This is a genomic window from Arthrobacter methylotrophus (assembly GCF_039539965.1).
GTDB classification, from domain to species: domain Bacteria; phylum Actinomycetota; class Actinomycetes; order Actinomycetales; family Micrococcaceae; genus Arthrobacter; species Arthrobacter methylotrophus.
This window is the reverse complement of sequence record NZ_BAABED010000001.1, coordinates 1986087-2005571: the sequence shown is the minus strand read 5'-3', so window position 1 is coordinate 2005571 and position 19485 is coordinate 1986087. Positions and strand designations below refer to the sequence as shown.

16 protein-coding genes are annotated in these 19485 nt (G+C 61.9%); 4 read left to right on the top strand and 12 right to left on the bottom strand.

Features of this window, described 5'->3' with window-relative positions:
* Positions 1-34 precede the first annotated feature (34 nt).
* The 6 genes from ABD884_RS10655 to ABD884_RS10630 all read right to left on the bottom strand — a co-directional run bounded on the left by ABD884_RS10655 (position 35) and on the right by ABD884_RS10630 (position 8078).
* On the bottom strand, positions 35-3484 hold the full coding sequence (locus ABD884_RS10655; protein WP_345045100.1) for a fibronectin type III domain-containing protein: 3450 nt from the start codon (positions 3482-3484) through the stop codon (positions 35-37).
* A gap of 61 nt (positions 3485-3545) precedes the next feature.
* Positions 3546-4856, bottom strand: a complete 1311-nt coding sequence (locus tag ABD884_RS10650) for a hypothetical protein (protein ID WP_345045097.1) — start codon at positions 4854-4856, stop codon at positions 3546-3548.
* Positions 4823-6670: an S-layer homology domain-containing protein gene (locus ABD884_RS10645; RefSeq protein WP_345045093.1), complete on the bottom strand. Its 1848-nt coding sequence runs from the start codon at positions 6668-6670 to the stop codon at positions 4823-4825. Before ABD884_RS10645 ends, ABD884_RS10650 begins: the two co-directional genes overlap by 34 nt.
* Positions 6667-6870, bottom strand: a complete 204-nt coding sequence (locus ABD884_RS10640; protein WP_345045087.1) for a hypothetical protein — start codon at positions 6868-6870, stop codon at positions 6667-6669. The genes ABD884_RS10645 and ABD884_RS10640 overlap by 4 nt, the downstream gene beginning before the upstream one ends.
* Positions 6871-6970: 100 nt before the next feature.
* Positions 6971-7456 (bottom strand): prepilin-type N-terminal cleavage/methylation domain-containing protein, encoded by a 486-nt coding sequence (locus ABD884_RS10635; RefSeq protein ID WP_345045068.1) that lies wholly within the window; start codon positions 7454-7456, stop codon positions 6971-6973.
* A gap of 142 nt (positions 7457-7598) precedes the next feature.
* Entirely contained in the window at positions 7599-8078 is a 480-nt protein-coding gene (locus tag ABD884_RS10630) for a prepilin-type N-terminal cleavage/methylation domain-containing protein (RefSeq protein ID WP_345045065.1), read from the bottom strand.
* A 406-nt stretch (positions 8079-8484) separates the two neighbouring features.
* On the opposite strand from ABD884_RS10630, the gene ABD884_RS10625 reads away from it, so the two are divergent.
* The 3 genes from ABD884_RS10625 to ABD884_RS10615 all read left to right on the top strand — a co-directional run bounded on the left by ABD884_RS10625 (position 8485) and on the right by ABD884_RS10615 (position 12291).
* The gene (locus tag ABD884_RS10625; RefSeq protein WP_345045062.1) at positions 8485-8643 is read left to right on the top strand and encodes a hypothetical protein; all 159 of its coding nucleotides are present in this window, start codon (positions 8485-8487) and stop codon (positions 8641-8643) included.
* The gene (locus tag ABD884_RS10620; protein WP_345045057.1) at positions 8622-8885 is read left to right on the top strand and encodes a hypothetical protein; all 264 of its coding nucleotides are present in this window, start codon (positions 8622-8624) and stop codon (positions 8883-8885) included. Before ABD884_RS10625 ends, ABD884_RS10620 begins: the two co-directional genes overlap by 22 nt.
* 484 nt (positions 8886-9369) lie before the next feature.
* On the top strand, positions 9370-12291 hold the full coding sequence (locus ABD884_RS10615) for an NACHT domain-containing protein (RefSeq protein ID WP_345045054.1): 2922 nt from the start codon (positions 9370-9372) through the stop codon (positions 12289-12291).
* A 178-nt stretch (positions 12292-12469) separates the two neighbouring features.
* Here ABD884_RS10615 and ABD884_RS10610 read toward each other — a convergent pair whose 3' ends face one another.
* From ABD884_RS10610 to pilM, 6 genes are all read right to left on the bottom strand, one after another.
* On the bottom strand, positions 12470-13729 hold the full coding sequence (locus ABD884_RS10610; RefSeq protein ID WP_345045047.1) for a type II secretion system F family protein: 1260 nt from the start codon (positions 13727-13729) through the stop codon (positions 12470-12472).
* Between the two features lie 114 nt (positions 13730-13843).
* Complete coding sequence (locus ABD884_RS10605) at positions 13844-13993, bottom strand: hypothetical protein (protein ID WP_345045042.1); 150 nt, start codon at positions 13991-13993, stop codon at positions 13844-13846.
* 329 nt (positions 13994-14322) lie between these two features.
* Complete coding sequence (locus ABD884_RS10600) at positions 14323-14877, bottom strand: hypothetical protein (protein WP_345045037.1); 555 nt, start codon at positions 14875-14877, stop codon at positions 14323-14325.
* Positions 14878-15011: 134 nt separating this feature from the next.
* Positions 15012-15695, bottom strand: coding sequence for a hypothetical protein (locus ABD884_RS10595; RefSeq protein ID WP_345045034.1), 684 nt, complete (start codon positions 15693-15695; stop codon positions 15012-15014).
* Positions 15692-16561, bottom strand: coding sequence for a hypothetical protein (locus tag ABD884_RS10590; RefSeq protein WP_345045024.1), 870 nt, complete (start codon positions 16559-16561; stop codon positions 15692-15694). The genes ABD884_RS10595 and ABD884_RS10590 overlap by 4 nt, the downstream gene beginning before the upstream one ends.
* Complete coding sequence (gene pilM / locus ABD884_RS10585) at positions 16561-17622, bottom strand: pilus assembly protein PilM (RefSeq protein WP_345045019.1); 1062 nt, start codon at positions 17620-17622, stop codon at positions 16561-16563. The genes ABD884_RS10590 and pilM overlap by 1 nt, the downstream gene beginning before the upstream one ends.
* 141 nt (positions 17623-17763) lie before the next feature.
* Here pilM and ABD884_RS10580 point away from each other — a divergent pair, with 141 nt between their 5' ends.
* Positions 17764-19473 carry a GspE/PulE family protein gene (locus tag ABD884_RS10580; protein WP_345045010.1) on the top strand — a complete coding sequence of 570 codons (1710 nt, stop codon included), beginning with the start codon at positions 17764-17766 and terminating at the stop codon, positions 19471-19473.
* Positions 19474-19485: the final 12 nt, after the last annotated feature.

Sequence of the window (19485 nt, the reverse complement as noted above, 5' to 3'; positions counted from 1 at the left end):
CCTATGCTCTCTGTGAGCCGACGGGCCGGCCTGCTTACCACGACAGCCACTTCGGCCGGTTTTCGTAAGCCGGGACCGCGCAGTAGGCACCGGTGAAGCTGTAGCACGGCGCCGGCGGTTCGATCAGGGCATTGCCGGTGCTGCCGGCCGGTGCGCACGTGTTCTTGAACTGGAACGTTCCGGTCACCTGGATGGTGGCCGTGATGTACGCCGAGTCCGGCTCCGTGTAGGACTGCAGCTGCCCGGTGGCAGGGTTAGGCAGCTGGAACGTGACGCCGCGGGTGACGACGTCGAAGCCATTCTTCAGGCCCTGGTAGTAGCCCTTTCCAGTGCCGGAGGCCACCCCGCCGTTCCAGCGTCCTGTTGCCGAGTAATTCCAGCCCGTGTAGCTGAAGTTGTCCGGGGAGTAGTAGTTGGTGCCGTTGCTGACAATGCCCAGGTAGTCGGTCTGCGCGGCGATCCCGTACACGGGTGAGCCGTCCAGGCCTTCCGGGTGTCCGGCGTCGGAGATCAGCTTTGCTCCGATGATCTGCTGCGGGTACGGCCAGGACATCGCACCGGTGTAGTAAGAGCCGTCGGAGGTGTACCCGATCTGGGCCTGCGTGAACGCGCGCTGGTCGGTGCCTGAGCAGGTGACCTGCAGGAGGCCGGCTTTGGAGGTCGCCGCCGGGGTCAGGACCGGCTGGGATTGGACCGTCCGCTTCAGCCCGTTCGGCGCGGTGGCAGTGAGGCTGTACTGGAAGACCGCGCCGGGTGCGGCGAGATCGTCCCAGCCTCCGTCAGCGGCACCGGGGTAGATGTTTTCGCGGACGGCGCTGCGGGACAGGCCCCATGAATCCCCGCCGGGTGACACGGTGTCTCCGCCGAGGGAACGGCGCACCACGTCCATGGTGGCTGCCCCTGCGGAGCCGCTCCATTTGATGGTGGTGGCGCCGTTGGAGTCGACGGGCGCGTCGGAGATGTTGGTCGCGTTGACCTTGATTCGCATTCCTTGGCCCATGCCGAGGTCCCCGGTGCGTCCTGCGACCCAGAAGCCGCCCGGGTAGGTGTTGACCGTGGTCGACGTGGTGTTGCTGTAGCCGCCGTTGGTCACGGCTTCGTTTTTCGACCGTGCCGTGAAGGTGGTGGTTGAACCGTCGGGGCTGTCCGCTCCGTTCCAGTTCACGGCTGCGCCGGATTGTGTGTGGCTGTTCGCGGCCACGACCGTGGTGCCCTTGAGCAGGTCGTACTCGCACGTCGTCGTCGTGCAGAACTTGTTGGTTGCCGAGTTGCCGGCGTCTGCGTTCTGAGTGATGGAGAAGTCCGCGGACGGGTCAGTCTGGCTCGGTGCGCGCACGAGCGTCAGGGCCGGGGCGGCAGGACGCTGGGTCATGGCCTTCACGGTCGAGAGATCGACGCTGACACCGGTGGGGTTGTAGGCCTGGACGGCGTAGTAGTACTTCGTGCCGTTGGCAAGGCCGGTACCCTGCGGGCCGCGGTCATCCAGCTTGGTAGCTGTCGTGCCGCCGGAGGTGCTGTCTGTTCCGTCGACACTGCCGCACTTGGCTGTCAGGCAGACCTTGGCTCCGCCGGGCTGGTCGAAGCGCGCGACCTGGTACCCGGTTGCAGACAGCGACGGGTTCCAGACCAGCTCGTTGTAACCGTCGTAGTCACGGGACTGGTTCTCGGCAGGGACCGGAGGGTACTGCAGCTGGGTCACCGGAGTCGGTGCGGGGGTCACGGGGGTGGTGCTGGCGGCCCGTTCGAAGCCCGGCGCTTTGGTGACTGCGTAGAGCGCCGTCGACATGGTCGGGGTAGCGCCCGACGGCACCTTGAAGGACGCAGTCGGCATCACCCCCGTGGCGGGCGCGACCCCGGCTTCGGGGTTGGCGCTGGAGGCCTTGCCGCTGCCATTGCCGCGCGGTCCATCGTTGATGGCCGAGACGTAATAGGTGTAGGTCGTGCCGTAGGGCACCGCGTCAGTGTAGGAGAGCGTGGACGCGTTCAGCTCACCCAGAAGGGTGACCGCGCCTGTGCTGCCGCTGTTGTACCGCCAGACGTCGTAAGCGACCGCTGTCGGCACGGCATTCCAGGTGATGACGTTGTTGCCCGAAGTCAACCGGGCAGAGCCCGTGCCGTACTGCGGCGTGATCGTCACGTTCTGCGGTGCAGGCGGGTGCGTGAGGGTCGTGATGTGGGCGGACTCGCCGGACTGTCCCGTACGGGCGTTGGCGATGATGTACCACTCGTAGGAGTTCGCCCAGCCGCCCTCATCCCAGGTGAAGGTGGTCGTGGCTGCGGGGAGCCCCGCGGCGGCCGAGGTGAAACCGGTGGTCAGCGGGTTGCCGGTAACCGGGTCAAGCTGGCGGTATTTCAGGTCGTAGCTGTCAGCGCCGGCCACGGCCGTCCAGCTCAGGACAATGCGCGGCTTCTTGAGACCGAGGGCGCTGTCGGTGCCATCCGTCCATTCGTGGGCCTGGGTGGCCGAAGGCAGCACCGTGGAGTTCTTGAACACCGGGGCGCCGATTTGCGGGGACCAGGTCTTCGGGGTGCACGCAATGGAGGCCACGCTGCCGTCCGGGTTCATGGCTTGGACCCGGTACTGGACCACGTCCACCGGCCCCGGGGTGATGGTGGCATCCGTGTAGGACTTCTGGGTATCGGTCGGTACGGCGGTGACCACAGCGAGAGGGCCGCTGTTGCGGCTGACCTGGTACTGCAGGAACCCGGGCATCGTGTTCCAGGTGATGACGGGCAGTCCGGCCGGCGAGGTGGTGATCAGGACGGCCGGGCACTGCGGGGTGCTGTTTGACCCGTCGGACTTGCCGGAGACGCCACGCGGCGCGGCGGAAGTCTTGCTCTCCACCATGCCGGTCTTGCCGGTGCCGTTTTCGATGGTCCCGGCCTTGATCGCGATGTTGACCAGGGCGATGTCGTAGGTCCGCTTGCCGTCATTTGGCGTGGTCCGGGGATCCGTTGTCAGCGGCGTCGTCGCAGTGACGGGCAGGTCGGCCTGGGCCTTGTCGGAATAGGTGAACAGCTGGCCGGTCAGTTGCAGGTTGTCCACGGACACGCGGGTGACCAGGTTGGCGCTCTCGCCCGCTGCAGTCGGAAGGGTGCTGCGGTCATAGGAGGTCACGCCGGCCTTGCCCGACCAGGCCTGCTGGTACAGGGTGGTGCCGTTGACGACCCAGCGGGTGATGACAGGGTTGTCCGCCTTGCCCGGGTCGACTTCGGTGGAGCTCGTCACCAGTTCGTTGGGCCCGGCGTACAGGATGGTGTCGGAAGCCTGGATGTTGGCAACAGTCCGGTCCAGTGCCGTTGAAATGGCGGTGTTCTGGGACTGGGTGGCCGCGTTGCCGGCCGCGTTCTGGTTCACCGTGGTGAAGTAGAGGATCGGTCCGCCGATGATGATCGAGGCAAGACCGATACCGACAATAGCATCGACGAGGCCCACGCCTGCGTCCCGGCGACGCTTCTTGTACCGGGCAATCAAATTTTTCATGGCCATACCTTTCCTGTGTGCGGCCGAATCGTTTTCCGACGGGCTGGTACCTGCTGCTGCTCTAGTGCGTCGCATTGGCTCCGGAGGGCTGCTGGTAATCGGCGAGGTACCAGACGGTGTTGTCGAAGACGGAGTCGCCGGCGGGTCCGACCGGCCCCAGATGGTCCGGGTAGTTGATGTCGGTGTTGTCGCCCTTGCGGAACTGACCGGCGACCTGGATGGTGTTGCAGGCCAGGGATCCGGAGAAGTCCAGGCTCTTGGTGAGTGAACGGAACCCGCCCGGGTCCGTTGTCGTGGTGGCGCACAGGCCCTGCGGCGCGTAGACGTACAGGTTCCGGACCGTCAGGGAGGTCCCGGCGGCGCTGCCGGTCGGGAAGGTGACGTTGCCGTTGGTGTAGATGTTCAGCCCGGTGCCCGAGGATGCGCTGATGTTCTGGCTGACCATGACCCCGCCGGAGACATAGGCGTTGAAGGACCCGTCACCTTGGATGACCGTCGGAACGTCGAAGTTCATCGAGGAATAGCATCCGACGGTGTCATTGGCGGTCAGGACGCCACCGTTGCGGGATGCGGTCCAGGGCTGCGGGATGGCGCCGCCGCATCCGCTCATGTTGTCGGTGATGAACGATGGATTCAGTGACAGGCCGGCGGGTGCACGGATGGCACCCGGAACACTCAGCGAAGTTGCCTGCGGCCCGTACTGGTAGGTGGCGGCGGTGGATGTGCCCGTCGTTCCGGCAGCCGGTGCGGTTGACAGAGCGCTGCCAAGCAGCCCGATGGAGCCGGTGAGGAAGGGGTCGGCGCCGCTGATGCCGTTCTGGACCGTGACAGACTTGCCCATCAGGGTGTGGGTGAAGGCCGTGGACGGGGCCACCTGGTAGGTGATGGATTTGTCCGTCTCGGTCTTGAAGCCGCCCACCCGTGAGCCTACGACGGTGGCCTGGACCTTGCGGATTGCCCCGCGGAAGGTGCCGGTGGCGTGGAGCATGGTTCGTTTGCCACCGTCACCCATGGTTACCGGGTCCGCGTACCAGGTCCAGGATCCGTCGTTCGACGTGCCGCCGGTACGCGGTGAGCCGAGGTTCGGCAGCGTCGCCGGCTGGATCTGGTTCAGCTGGTACATCGCGTCCTGGATGGCCAGGTCGGCGAGCTGCCCGGACTGGACGAAGTCGGAGGTCTGCACGGAAGTCTTGATGGTCCGGTCCGTGGCCGAGATGAGCCAGTACACCGTCCCGGCGACAAGCACGAACAGCATGATTGTGGAGACAAGAATGAAGCCCTTGTCACGGACACCCCTGCGGCGGATGTCTTCGAAGCGGTATCGGATCCAGTCCCCCATCAGTGCAGCACCACCCCTCCGGTTGCCGTCCATGTCATATATCCGTTCTCGAAGTCCTGACGGGGGTTGCCGTTCCAGATGTATTCGCTGGTCCGGGGGTAGCCGTAGCTGCTGTTCTCGGCCCCGAGACTGATCCAGGTGGCACCGATGGCACCATGCACGTACGTGGTGGCGACATTCGGCCACCAGTAGATGTAGCCGCTCTGGTAGTTCTGTTTGGCGCCGCCGTACTTCAAGCCGGTGATCTCGTTGGTGGTCGGGTAGCCGAGCCATCCGTCCTGGGCTCCGGCAGCCAGCCAGGCGCCGCGGATCGCGCCATCAACGGAATGGGCGCCGGTTGCCGAGGACCAAAAAATGGAACCGCCTTCGAAGTCCTGGGACGTGCCGCCATTCTTCAACCCGCTGACGCCGTCGTTGGTCGGGTACCCGAGCCAGCTGGACTCGAACCCGAAGGATCCCCAGAGGGTTCGGATGGGGCCGTTCATGGACAGGGTGGCTCCCTGGGCCGGGGACCACAGGATGCAGCCGGTGGTGTAGCACCGGTACTTGCCGCCCCTGACGAGACCGGAGACCTCGGGGCTGGAGGGCGCGCCGAGGAGGACCGGGCCGTTGACGGCGTCATACTTCTGGTCAATGGCCGAGTAGACGGCGGGGACCGTCTTGCCGAACAGGGTGTTGTATGCGTGGACGTAGGTTGCCAGGGCGTCGCGCTGCACGCTCATCCCCGGCTGGAAGGTTCCGTCCGGGTATCCGGTAGCGATGCCCGTGGAATTGAGCCAGGTGATTTCTTTGTAATGGGTCCGGTTTACCGGGACGTCGCTGAAGGGCGAAACGGTCGGCGGTGTGTAAGCGGGGCGCCCCGCCATCCGGTACATGAGGACCGCAAGGTCTTCTCGGGTGACCTGGGTCGTGGACCCGTAGGTCGTGCCGCTCCAGGGCGTGATGCCCATCGAGGCAAGCCAGGTGATCTCCGTGTAGGAGCTGCTCGACGGGGTCAGGTCCGTGTACGGGGAAGTCGTCGGGGCGGTGAACACCGGGGAGCCCAGCTGGCGGTAGATGACTGCGGCGATCTGGTCGCGTGTGGTCATGGTGGCGGGCCGGTAGGTCCGGGTGCCGTCGCTTTCCAGCCAGCCTGTGCTGACCCCTTGGGTGTACATCCACAGGATGTCGCTGTACAAGGGGTGGTTGGTCGGCACGTCAGTGAATGGAGAGGCCGGGGCTGGCGGAGGCGTAGTTGCGGTGGGGGTCGGCGTCGGGGTGGGAGTAGGAGTCGGCGTGGGGGTTGGTGTCGGGAGAACCGGGGCGGTCTCGACCGAGCCGCGGACCCCGGACGGGACGGCTTCGCCGATGCCGGGGGTGATGAGGATCTGTTGCGTTTTCGTATGCGCCGTCGAGGCATCCCCGGTGACGTCCTGCCAGGAAACTTCGACGGAGACGACCTTCACGCCGAATTCCGAAATGCCGTTCGGTTTCTGCTGCCAGCCCACTGCCGTCTTGACTGTGATGGGAACGCCGCGGATCACAGAAGGTACCGGGTTGGCCGGAAGGGCTCCGCCCACGATAGGCGTCACCCCCGAGGGGAGAGCCACGGATGAGGCGACGTCTGTGCCGACGTTGGCCCAGCTGGTGGATTTGGCCTTCTCCATTGCGTCCTGGGCTGCCTGGACGGCGATCGTCTCGTTGACGGCGGTCCGTTGTGTGACAGTCGCATGAGTGGAAACGCTGGTGTACCCGAGGGTAAGAACGGAAATGATCCCCAGGCTCACGACACCTTCGAGGATGATGGAGCCCTTGTCCTGCTTCATGAACCGGTGGAGGAGGCGGCGTCCTGACCAGGTGGTTGTCATGCAATCATCTCCGCGAAGTCGATGGTCTGCGGGGCTTGAAGCCCGGCATCGGTGGACTCGAAGAATTCGATGTCGCCCCAGGCTGCGGCGCTTCGGTCGTGAACCCATCCACGGGACGGCAGGGTCTTCAGCAGTGCGGCGCCCATTCCTGCGACGGCCTCGGACAGGGCGTCGTCTGTAGGGTGTTCGTGCGCCGACATGGGGACCTTTCCGCTGAAGCTGGTGCTGTTGTTTTGAGGTGTCTAGCTGCAGGAAGCGGCCGGAGCGTGTGGCCCCGACCGCTTCCACGAGCGGGTCCTGCTACGGGCAGGTTCCGGTTCCCGGCATCGGCGTTACCTGAAGGCCGGCCGCTGCACCCTGGCTGGTGTACTTCAGGCAGTAGTGCGTGATCGCGTTGTTAGTGCCGGTGATGGTGTACCCGAAGCCGGTGCCGTCCACGGTGCCGGTCAGGGTCGAATCCGGGCTGTGGTTCACCGACGCGACCGAGGCGGTCACGTTGGTCTGGACGTACTTGGCCTTACCGGTGAGGGAGAAGTCCGAGTCGACGGTCAGCGCGGCGTTGGAAACCTCGGAGGAGAGGTTCTGCACGGCGGCGCGTTCGAAGTACTTGGAGAACTGCGGCAGGATGGCCAGGGCCAGGATGGCGATGATGGCCATGCCTGCCATGATTTCGATCAGCGAGAAACCGGCATCCCGGCGCTTCCTGCGGACCGGGGCGGCGTCTTCCCGGCGTTTCATCCGGGCACGGGCTTCCTGGGGATCCAGGAGAAGGGCGATATTGCTCAAGGTAAAACCTCTCTCGATTCGGGCGGCAACACACAAGCCCGGATGTCTGTTGTCGGCGAGACGCCTACAACTAGGAACATGCGTAGATATTCGAATTCCGGTCCCCCACTGCCGCGCAGGCGTGCGACGGGCGGGTATCCGGTCAGGAGCAGGTCGGGTTGGCCGCCTTAGTTGTCACCTGCAGGCCGGCCGTGGCCCCGGCGCTGACGTACTTCAGGCAGTAATTGGTGACCGCGACGTTGACGCCTTTGATGGTGTAGAAGAAGCCGGAGGCATCGACGACGTCGCTAAGGGTGGTTTCGCTGTCCTTGTTCACGGAAGCCACCGAGGCGTCGACGTTCGCCTGCACGTACTTGGCCTTGCCGGTGAGGGAGAAGTCCGAGTCAACGGTCAGCGCGGCGTTGGAAACCTCAGAGGAGAGGTTCTGTACGGCGGCGCGTTCGAAGTACTTGGCGAACTGCGGCAGGATGGCCAGGGCCAGGATGGCGATGATGGCCATGCCTGCCATGATTTCGATCAGCGAGAAGCCCGCATCACGTTTCTGCTCGTTTGCGAGGCGGTGCCCATGACCTAACCGGGTGCGTGCCTCGTGCGGATCCAGGAGTCGGAAGATTTCCCCCAAAGGTCTTGCCTTTCTCGAACCCGGGCATTTGTCGCGACCGCCCGGAGTGTCTTTGACGGGCGGATTCGCCCCTTACCGGGAAACATGCGTAGATTCTGGCTCCGCGGCTCCCACAGGCTGAGGCTCACGTCCTGGCAGCGCTCAAAATGCCCCCGTCCGGTGTGGACGGGGGCATTCAGGCCATGAGATGTATTTGATGGCCGCGGACCGCCACCACCTGATTTTTTAAGTGTCCAGTCCGCTTGAACATTAACAATCGGCCCCACTGCTTTCAGGCTTTTTCAGTGGACATTAACAATGGATCGGACGTCGCGTAGCTCCTAGATTAACAATTTGTGCTCTCCTTGAGCCCTCCGGCCGCCGAAAGCTCCTTACCCAGGTAGGAGTATCATGGGTGGCTATTTCTATGTCTGTTACCCCGGGCCTGACCATGGCAGACCAGAGCCTCGATTCCGGCCAGATGGTCCTCCGGCTCGCAATTACATCACCGCACTTCGAAGCCCGGCAACGTCATCGACATCATCAGCCCGGGCGAAAAGTGGAGTGGATGAATCGAGCGGCCTGAAGGGGGTTCATCTTCAGTCCTCTCCCCCGGCCTACCTTGCGACGGCCCTGTGGTTCGGCATTGAGACTGTTGGCATGCTCTACACGACGGTCTTCGGCAAGATCCACGGTGAGGACATCAGCTCAGCCGTTGACACTATGAAGTGCGTAGCGGGCTTCCAGAGCATAGCCACCGCCGACGTGACGGATGCGAAGGCCGCAACCAATTACTTGAACGGCGCGGTCAGCACCGTCATGTCCTGATAGACAAAGTCTTTCGAGAGACTGGCGAAGGGGAAGGTTCTTGACATGTTGGCCGTACGGATTGCACAGTTCTTCTCCTAGGCGTGGTCAGGTCAGTAGACGGTTTTGTGCTGCCCATACAATCTGTGACATTTGCTACTCGATGGCGGCGCTGATTGCAGCCTCATTGGGGCTATCGGTCAGCCGATGAGCGACAAGGTCTTCTGCCGCGTGGGTTATCGAAAGTGCCGGACATAATCGCCGAGCCATTCGTAGACGTTCGCTAGCTGAAGCATTGTCTGGGCCCCCTATTGGAAGCCCCTCTGCTGCAAACGCCTTCTGTGCGTTCTCCAACCCAACCAGCGCGTCCTGGAACCGCCCAGCCATGCCACGGCCTCCGACCTGAACGGCGCGCGGCTCCCCAGTCTTCAGAGCTAGTGACTGGAGAACCTCAGTTTCGGGCACCAATCCTCCGAGACTTAGAAAAAATGGATAAAGTTCCCGTATGGAACCCCTCGCCACCGCTGCTGCAACCGTCTCAATCGCCAGCGGCACCTCGACGTTGCTGCAAACGGGGACCAAGGGCGTGCGATCCGCTTATCGTCGCGCCCGGTTGAGTGGAACGATTGATCAGAAGTGGCTGAAGCTGAGTGCTCTGTCAGGCGGAGAAAGGATGCTGTCCGCTGCCCAGGTGTCCGACATACACGCATTCCTTGAGAGCGACCCGGTCAAGCCCATCCTTAGCCTCCTAGCATTAGGGACCGTCCTCTCTGAGGCAGAGGATGTGGTCGAAGGCGCCCGTACCGCGTTCCTTAACGAATGCAAGCGGTGGAACATTCAAGGTGGACAGAAATGGGTAAAAAGCGGTGATGCACTGTTCGCCTCGATTGCAGCACTGTTTCGAGGCTCCCTCCCTGACTCCAGCCACTCCCCTGAGCTGCAGGATGAAATCGAGGCCTATTCTGAATTTCTTGCCACACCGCTACGGCTCAAGGAAAACGAAGGTGCTAATCGGGCCTACATAGGTAGATTGCTTGCCCTCACGGGTGACCTGGGAACCCTTCAAAAAACCGCGGAGCTTTCAGTGAATCTCGCCGACTCTATCCGCGCCGGCGAGCAGGATCCGATCATTGGCCATGCGGAAGTTGACAGCCAAGTGAGCTTTGACGATTTATACGTCAGTCGAGACTTCGTCGGGGTTAGTACAGATTCCATTGAAGACTCAGGAGGGCTGGTCTCATCCGGTGCACCCTTTCGTGTCCTCATCATGGGCTCCCCCGGAGCGGGTAAGTCAACATTCGTGAAGTTCCTGACAGCAGGCCTGGCCAACCCCCAAATGCGAAATCCTGTCCTACCCAGCGTGGTACTCAAGTGCCGCGACTATGCCCGTGACGGATTCACCAACTCGCTCGTGGGGTACGCCTCGAAACAACTCTCTGCTGAACACCTGCCGGTGAAGGAATCGGCGCTAGAAGCACTGTTGCTAACGGGCAAAATTGCTGTGGTCTTCGATGGACTCGATGAGATAACGGATTTGCCTCGTCGTCAGGACATGGTGAAGCGAATCCACCGCCTAACGGCCCAGTTTCCTTCTGCATCCATACTCGTCACCACTAGAGAGGTTGGATATGTAAATGCACCCTTGAACGCCAAGGTGTTCCGTAGCGTCCGCCTGCAAGAGTTCTCCGACGATCAGATCGAGGAGTACTGCACACGCTGGTTTGGCAAGAACAAAAGGGACAATCTCGTAGATCACTTCCTCGCCGAATCGGAAGCAGTCAGCGACCTTCGAGCCAACCCTCTGCTTTTGTCCCTACTATGCATCCTTTATCGCGACAGCGGCGCCATTCCGGCGAACAGAAGAGGAATTTACAGAGAATGCGCCCAACTTCTCTTTCATAAATGGGACGCACACCGTCAGATCAGACACTTCGAAGTACTGCCTGACTACATGGACAGACTCATGGAAGAAATTGCCCGATGGATTTACAACTCGTCAGCTGCACAAGCGGGACTCGAAGAGCAAATCATTGTCAAGAGCCTCTCTAACTACATGGTGTCTGACCTTGGATTCATGCAAAGCAAGGCAGAATCTACCGCCAAGGACTTTCTAGACTTCTGCGCAGGACGCGCATGGCTTCTCGGAGTAACTGGAACCAGTAAATATGGCGGCCAGCGGATCTTCTCGTTCACACACAGGACCTTCTACGAATTTTTTGCCGCAGAAGCGTTTGCAAGGGAGGCTGAGAACGCAGCTGACATGGCTACGCGTCTCCGCGAAGCTTATGAAAAAGACAGTACATCTCTGTTGCCGGAGCTTTTGATTCAGAGCTTTGATCAAACACGCACCCGGGGGGCGACCAACGTCTTCATCAGCCTATGTCTGGGCGCAACTCCCCCCACTCTCTTGCTGCGTTTAATGGACGGCGCAAATCTGGCACCGCATGCGAGAGAAAAAGGATTTGAGATCATCACACAAGGGTGGGAACTCGCAAGTGATCCCGAGATCTTCACGGCCCTTTTACAGATAAGCGGGCCAGCGAGAGACCACTTTCAGTCGGAGTACCTGCGCCCTGGCTCTGCTTCCCTTACCCGCCGAAAGTTCCTTTATGGCTGGGCAAGTCTCCAACTGTCGGGATCAGGTACCCGTTTTAATGAAGCCTGGTCACCAGTGGTAACGGAAGTGCTGGAAACTTACGCGGAAGAGTTAGCTTCCCTAAATGATGCCGTCACCATGAACTGGCTTCTTGGTAGCGGAAAAGAGGCCAGGGCGGCTTCTGACATGTGGGACTATTTCGTCTGCTACGGCCTCTATGGGTGGGTGCCGGGCGTCGCCTGGTGGCTGATCGACGGAGCCCTTAATCAGGGCATGACTGAAGCCCCAGGCGAGCAGTCAGGGAAGGCACTTGAGCGTCTGGTTAGAGAGCTCAATGAAGGAGCGAAATTCCCCTGGCCTGTGATCAAACAGCTTAGAGGGTCGCTCGAGCTTGTGCAGGCGCAAGAAAGAACTTGGGGTGCTCCCTCCGATTCGACAGCATTTTTACGGACCGCTCGAACTCTGCTCGCCTACGTTGTGCTCGCTCTGACCGAGGGAAGGACGGATGAATCCGAGCTGGCCAACAGCTTAGCTGGCAGGTGGCCAGAACTAACGACAATTCTCGCCTTGCGTGAAGCCGCTGGGCGCCGATCCCGGAAAAGGTCGAGGCCTGGCTTGAATGCCAGTTTCGTACTCGAGATGCCAGACCGATTTGAGAAGTGGGCGCAGGGATCCGATGACTTCGTTGATTTTGATCCGTTCGACGACGATCCGGTAGGGATTAAATTTCGGAATCATCCGCCCCTCAATTGGGACTGGAATCCGACCTTTGAGTGGAAATCCTCGGTACCTGTCAGGAAAACCCCTTACACCCGACCGCCCCGGCCGTAGGGTAAGTACGCTTTCGTGGCTCCGCCTAATCAGCGATGATGCCAGCCTAAGCTGATCGCACCTGCTACTTGTCCTCCGACTCGCGCAGTTCCGTCTCCTTGGCGCCGGAGCCCCTTTGAGTAGCAGCGCGTAGGAGCTCGGTGTCGTCCTTGCTCAGTTGCATCCCGGACATTAAGATCTAGTACGGCGAGACGACGTCCCCGAGGGAAAAATATGGAAGGTAGATCGCCAGGGCGATGATCAAAACCATGCCCGCGATCCCGATAAGGAAGATCGGCTGGACGTAGGCTTCCATGTTGTTGGTCGTGTGTTCGACGTCGCGTTCATACAGCTTGCCGACAGACTGGAGGGACTTCGCGGTTTTGCCGGTGTCTTCGCCCAGGGCAAGGAACTTGAGCAACATCTTCGGAAACAGCGGCTCTTCGCGCAGCGGCTCCATGATGGACTGGCCTTTGAGTTTGCCGTCACGGGCCTTCAAAATGGCGTTCTCCATGACCACGTTTCCGACAGAACCAGCGGTGATCGCCAAAGCGTCGGTGATGTGGACATGGTGCATGGCCAGGGAAGCCATGATGCGGCAGAACTTGGTCAGGGCGATGTCCCGGAACAACTTGCCGAAAACCGGCAGTTTGAGCTTGAGCGGGTCCACGAATTCGCGGACCTTGGTCTCCTTTGAGTTGCGCCGGTACCAGATGGTTCCGATGACGGAGAGCACGGCCAGGAGCGGGACGGCCCAGGCCATCTGGGCCGAGACTGCCATGACCATCTGGGTCAGGACCGGAAGCTGCGCCTTGCCGTGGCTCAGATCCTTGTACATGGCACCGAACTTGGGCACGACGTACATCATCAGGAAGATGAAAATGGCTGAACTGAGGGCCAGCACCACCATGGGATAGGTCAATGCCTTCTTGACCTTGGCGCGCTGTTCGTCCTCGCTTTCCAGGTCGTTTGCCACCTGGTTTGCGGCGTCCGCGACGAAGCCGCCGGCGTCCCCGGCCGCGAGGGTCCGTGTCATCAGGTCCGGGAAGATGTAGGGGTGCTTGGCCATTGCGACGTGCATTTTGACGCCGTCGGAACTCATGTCTTTCAGCACCTCGGACAGGCCGTAGGCCAGCACGACGTCGCCGATTTCCCCGTCGTCCAGGATCTCGGTGATCGCGGCCCGTTCGTCGTAGCCGACCTCAAGATAGAGAGCGAGCTGCCGGCTGGCGGCAATCATGGCGCGGGCCTTGGGCCTGGATTTCTTGCCCACCACGGTAGTACCGGTCTGCCGGACCGCAAGGATGGACGTGTATTCGGGGTTGGCGGCCAGCTTGGCGATCGCGGCTTCGCGGGTGGAGGCGACAGCCGTGCCGGACTTGGGCCTGCCGTCAGCGCCCTCTGCCCGGAACGCGAATGTCTGGTTCTTTCTTGCCGGCGGTGCCGCGGTGATCGTCAAAGCCTGCTCCTGGGGTCGTCGTATCCCCGGGGCATCGGGCCACGGGCGGTCATCTACCGGGAAACATGCGTAGACGAGCCAGCGAACGCAGGAGCAGCGAGGTTCTTTAGTTGCTCACCGGGAGAAAACCCCGACCAGGGTGGCGCCGACGAGTGCGGCGAGCAGGCAGAGGGCCATGGCCGCCGGAGCCGATCGGCGCAGGGCACGGCGGGTCTTGCGGAAGACCCGACGGAGGGAAACGGTCATTTGGATGCTTGTGTTCATACTGGGGAACATGCGTCGATATGGGACTGACCGGCCTCCCGGAAAGGGCTTCTCGGCTACTGGCCGCATGGCCGGGTCGCCGGCGCAGTGTCAGCCCCGGGCGGCGAGGACGGGAGGGCTTGCCGCACACATCAAGTGCACAAGACACGGCGAAAAACCGCCGCCCCCGGACCGGTTTCAACGGTGACAGAGACGGCGGATCCCGCACACATTATGAAGGTGAAGAACGGCATGAAAAACCAGCTGATGCATCCGGAAATGGGTAGCGTAAGAACGGATGCCGCACACATTAGTAGCGTGAGGAAAACCGAAACAGGAGACGCTGTGGACTACTTGGCAGAGGCACTCGGAGTGGCACTCGGGGAAGCTGAAGCAGGAGCCGGGAAAGTGATGACCCAGGCACCATCACGGAAAACCAGGTGGTTTACCTCCGCAGCCAGGACATCGCAGTTGGAAACCTTCTTCCCGCCGGCGGTAACCGTCACGGCGGCGGCAGGAACCATGGCCTTCTGACCGTCGACAACAACCTTGGAGTCATCGACAGTTACGGAGACGGGGGCCTTCGGGTCTGCCATCTTCACCAGGACGAAATCGGAGACAGTGTTCTGAACAGTAGCCATGTTGGCGTCCTTGTCGATGAACTTCACGGCAGGCGAGAAGGTGTCAGCGGTCGGCTTGCCGGCTACGGCCTTGGCGACCGCGTCCGACGTGCCGGCAGCGACGAATCCCTTGATGGCTTCGGCAGCCTTGGCCCCGGTCAGCTGGCTCGAATCAACGGTGGGGCTCGGCGCCGCGGCAGGTGCGTTCTGGGAGCAGCCCGATGCGCCGAGCGCGACGGCAGCCGTCAGTACGAGAACTCCGAAGCCCTTGGTCATGCTGTTCATGGTCAATCCTTAGCTTGTCAATAGTGAATAACTCTTAATCGACAAACTACGTGAGAGATTTGACGTAACGCAAACTGAAGTGTAACCAGTTTTGATGCCGGGCCCAGAGAGAATCCAGGGCCCGGCATCTTCTTTTACTTGGAACCAGCCGGCGCGACCAGCGGTGCGGACAGGAAGGTCTCGCCGTTCGCCATCACGTGATAGCCGTTTTCGAGCTTGTCGATCTGCAGCTCGTGCACAAGGATGGGCCGCTTCAGGCTCTCGAGTTTGACCACGAACGCCTGCACTGCATCGAGGGTGCCAGTGCCGTCAATCTTCAGCGACACTGTTCCCAACTGGGCCGTCGAGGCAGCCGCCGCCTGGGTTGCGGGCGAGGCAGGAGCCGGAGCCGGGCCGGGAAGATCCGTGCCGGACTGCTTTGCCTGGGTAACCGGAGGAGGGGGCGCTGCCGCCGTGTCGTCCTTCTTCGGCGCCGGGGCCGACGGGTTCAGGGTTGTCAGGGTGACCCCCGTTGACGCGGCCGCCTGGTTGATTGTGTCAATCATGTTCTGCTGCTGCGCGGCGGAGGGGAACGCGAGATTGAATTCATCGACCTGGGCTTTGAGCGGCCCGATGTTCTTGGCGATCGCTCCGATCTTCTCGGCCTTGGCGGTCAGGGCTGCATTGTTGGTGTGCGCGGTGGCCGCCTGAGACACCAGAGCCTTGGACTCGTTCATCTTGGGAAGGAAGAACATCATGTAGGCGATGACGATCAGGAAAATTGAGACGATGCCCGCGACAATGTACGGGCCGGTGTTCTTGGATGCGGTGCCGTTCACTTGCTTGCTCCCTGTGTTGCCGGAGTGGACGTTGTCCCGGCGGCCGAGGTCGGGGTGTCGAGGGACGAAAGCTCTTCCGGGGAGGGCTTGAATTTCTGGCCCTTCAGCGAGAGTGCCTGGCTGGTGTATCCGACGGTGAGCTTGAAGGTCACACTGCTGTCCGCTGCCACAGTCTGGGTCAGGTACGGTTCGGCCAGAGTGGTCTTGTCCTGGTTCAGCGCAGACACTAGTTGGGCGACCGAAGTGACATCCTTGGCCTTGCCTTCGACATCGAGGCATCCGAGCGATGTCGAGGATACGAAGGGGCTTGAAGACACGCACTGGCTTCCGGCGGCCGAGGTCTTGATTGAGGTGAACACCACCCCGACCGTGTTGTCGTTGAGGATGGATTGGACGACCTTCGAGTAGGCCACGTCCTGGTCCAGGGCGCTGGCGGCTGCGGCCTTGCGTTCGATGAAGCCGTTGGCGAAGTCCTGGACGTCCCTGTTCTGCGCCAGGTACTGGGTGGACGTGGCTGTGATGTCTTTTTCCTTGTTCAGTTCAGCCTGCGCCCCCGCGGTTCCGGCGAGGACGACAAGGTAGCCGGCGGCGGTCAGGCCAAGCAATCCGAGCGACATGAACATCGCCCGGCGGACTGCCCGGCGGCGTGCCTTGAGCCCGCGGGCCTTCGGGGGAAGCAGAACGAGGGACGGCTTGACTGGCGAGGCCCACGCGGGAGGGGCCGGAGCCTTCTCGACAGGGGTCTTGGGGGTCTTGGCGTCTTTCGATGGCCTTGGCGCCTTGGGTTCACGCGGTGCCTTCGGCTGGCGTTCGGGTTTGGGCTTTTTCGCTTTCGCCGGCCGCGGCTCGGTAGTGATTGTTGCCATCAGGCTGTTGCTCCCATCGCGAGGCCGACAGCGGCCATGTAGTCGGTGCTGAGAATCGGCCCGAGGTGGTGCCGTTCCGGGTCCCCGGCAATGTCGATCGCGTAGCGGCCGGTCATCGTCCGCCACCCCGTGGCGTCCTGCAGGGTGGCCGGCAGATTGTGGACGAGCGAGCCGCCGCCGATCAGGGTGAGTCCGGCGGGCTGGGGCGGGCGCCGGCCTTCGGGGAAGGTGTTCGCGTAACTGGCGAAGGCGCCCTGGATCGTGGTTGTGAGCTTGAAGGCGTACTGATCCATGGCCTGTTGGACCCGGTAGTCGCGGTTGAAGCTGACCTTCTCTTTGATTACCCGGTCGCGCGCGTCGTCCTGCAGGTTCGTGGCGATGAGCTTGTCCAGGTCTCCGCCGCCGACACCGCGGTGCAGGGTCAGCGCGTACGGCTTGCCGCCTTCATGAATGAGCACTGAGGTCACGTCCTGTCCGATGTCGACGATGACATCAAGCAGGCCAGGGGTACGGTTGGCGATCCAGCTGGCCTTCAGGGAGCCCAGGCCGGTGAGATCGGCACCGGCGGCGTTCAGCCCGGCCTTCTGCAAGACCTCCAGCTGGGCGTCGACGAGCTTGTGACCGACGCCGATCAGGAGGGCGTCAACCTTGCGTTTGCCGTCCTCGTCCTTGAATTCCTCGAACACCACCGCGTCGATGATCACTTCCGCGGGCGCACCCAGGAGAAGGGACTCATCGGCGATGATGTCAAACCCGACCGCTGTCTGGTAGTTCTTCGGCTCGTGCCACGGGGTGATGGCCCGGTTGACGTAGACGTCGGCTGCGGAGTTGATGCCCATGACCGCATCGCGCGAAGTGAACTTGTTCCCGGCCAGGAAGGCCTTGAGCTCGGACGCGACAAGGTCGACATTCTCGGCCGAAATGCCGCCGCTACGGATAATCCCGGGATCCAACGGCATGTACGCCTGCTTGACCACGGTGACCGCATTTTTCTCAATGCTCACTTCGGCGATTTTCAGGCCCGTTGACCCGAAGTCGATGCCAATGACTTTGTCAGCCAATGCAGGTTCCCTGCTTCCTTGTCGAAATCGTTCAGGACTCTTCACCGGGAAACATGCGTAGACGCATCGGGACGGCCCTGCGGCCCGGGTCTACGCATGTTTGGAAGTGAAACCTCGAACAGTCAGGAATGTCACTCGGTCATGGTCGCCCTCACCGCCAGCAGGCTCGAAGCATACTTCGTGCGGGAAAAAATCCTCACCGCAGAGGAGTTCGCATCGGCTGAACTCAACGCCGCCGCCCAAGGTCAGAATGTCCTTACGTTCCTCCGGAACCAGGGACGGGTTTCCCACCAGGAGACCTGCAGGGCTTTCGCGTTCATGCACGGATGGACGTATGAAGAGATCGATGACAGGAGGACCATCTCCGATGACGTCATCAGCCTGATTGAATTCCACACCGCCAGGAAGCTCAACGTGGTGCCCTTGTCCCTGGACGGGGATGATCTCACCGTTGCCTGCATCAATCCCTTCGATAACAATCTCATCAAGCAGCTTCAGTCCAAAACCGGCAAGAACATCGTCCCCGTCTACTCGTCCAACAATGAGCTGACCCGGGCCGTGGGCCGGTTCTACTCCACCTCCATCGAGGCGAAGCAGGCCGGGGAGCAGGCGGCGAAAGACCTGAACGATCAAGCCAGGAGCTACCGGCCCGCCGCGGTCGTGGACGTCGGCGACGAGAGCAACTTCGTCAACACCCTGGATGCGATCATCGAGGGTGCACTGGAGTCTGGTGCCTCCGATATTCATCTGGAACCTGCAGCAACGCATCTGAGTGTCCGATACAGCATCGACGGCAAGCTTCACAAGGAGCCGTTCCAGCCCAAGGAACTCGCACCGCGTCTCGCCGGTCTGATCAAGACGCGCGCCAGGCTGTCTTCCAGCGAGCTCACAAACCAGGACGGCAGCTTCTCCTACCGCTACAACGGCAAAGACATCGACATCCGTGTCGCCGTGTTGCCGGCGGTTTGGGGCGAGTCGGTCACCTTGCGTATCGGCGGCGGTGAGATCCGGGAACTGTCGGAGATCGGCTTCGGTGCGGACACCGGGCAGGCGTGGAGACGGTCTCTGGCTCAGCCGAACGGGATCTGCCTGGCTGTGGGTCCCATGGGCTCCGGCAAGACCACCCTGCATTACGCCAGCCTCGGATGGCTAATGGACACCGGCAAAAAGATTGTCTCCCTCGAAGACCCCGTCGAAATGCGCATCCCCGAAGGCATCACCCAGGTTCCCGTCAACCAGAACGTCACCTGGGAAGGCGGTATGGCGACAACCCTCCGTTCGGCCGCCGAAGTGCTGTTCATCGGTGAAATCAACAGGGAAGCCATCGCCCACACCGCCATCGCGGCCGCCAACACGGGCCACATGGTCCTTTCCACCCTGCACACCAACGACGCGCCGGGAGCGGTGCTGCGCCTGCGGGAAATGGGGCTGCGCCCGTCCGTTCTCGGGGACACGATGCGCGCCGTCTGCGCACAGCGGCTCCCCCGCGTGCTGTGCAAGTGCAAGGTCGTCACGAGGCCAAGCAGGGACTTGGTCATGGACTTCAAGCTCACCCACGAGGATCTCGACGAGGTGGACCCCGCGACGGGTAAATCGGTCTGGTACGGGCCCTCCGAGCACGGCTGCATCGAATGCAACGGCCTCGGCTACAAGGGCCGGCTGCCGATTCACGAGTTGATGACTTTTCCCCGCCATATCCGGGACCTCATCACCGAAGACGTACCCAACTCGGTCCTGGCCGAGGCCGCCAGGGCCAACGGCATGCTCACCCTCAAGGACGACGGGCTGCTCAAAGTCCGTGCCGGGCTTACCAGCCTCGCCGAGGTCCGCAGCCACATCCTCATCGACTAGGAAAGGAACCGC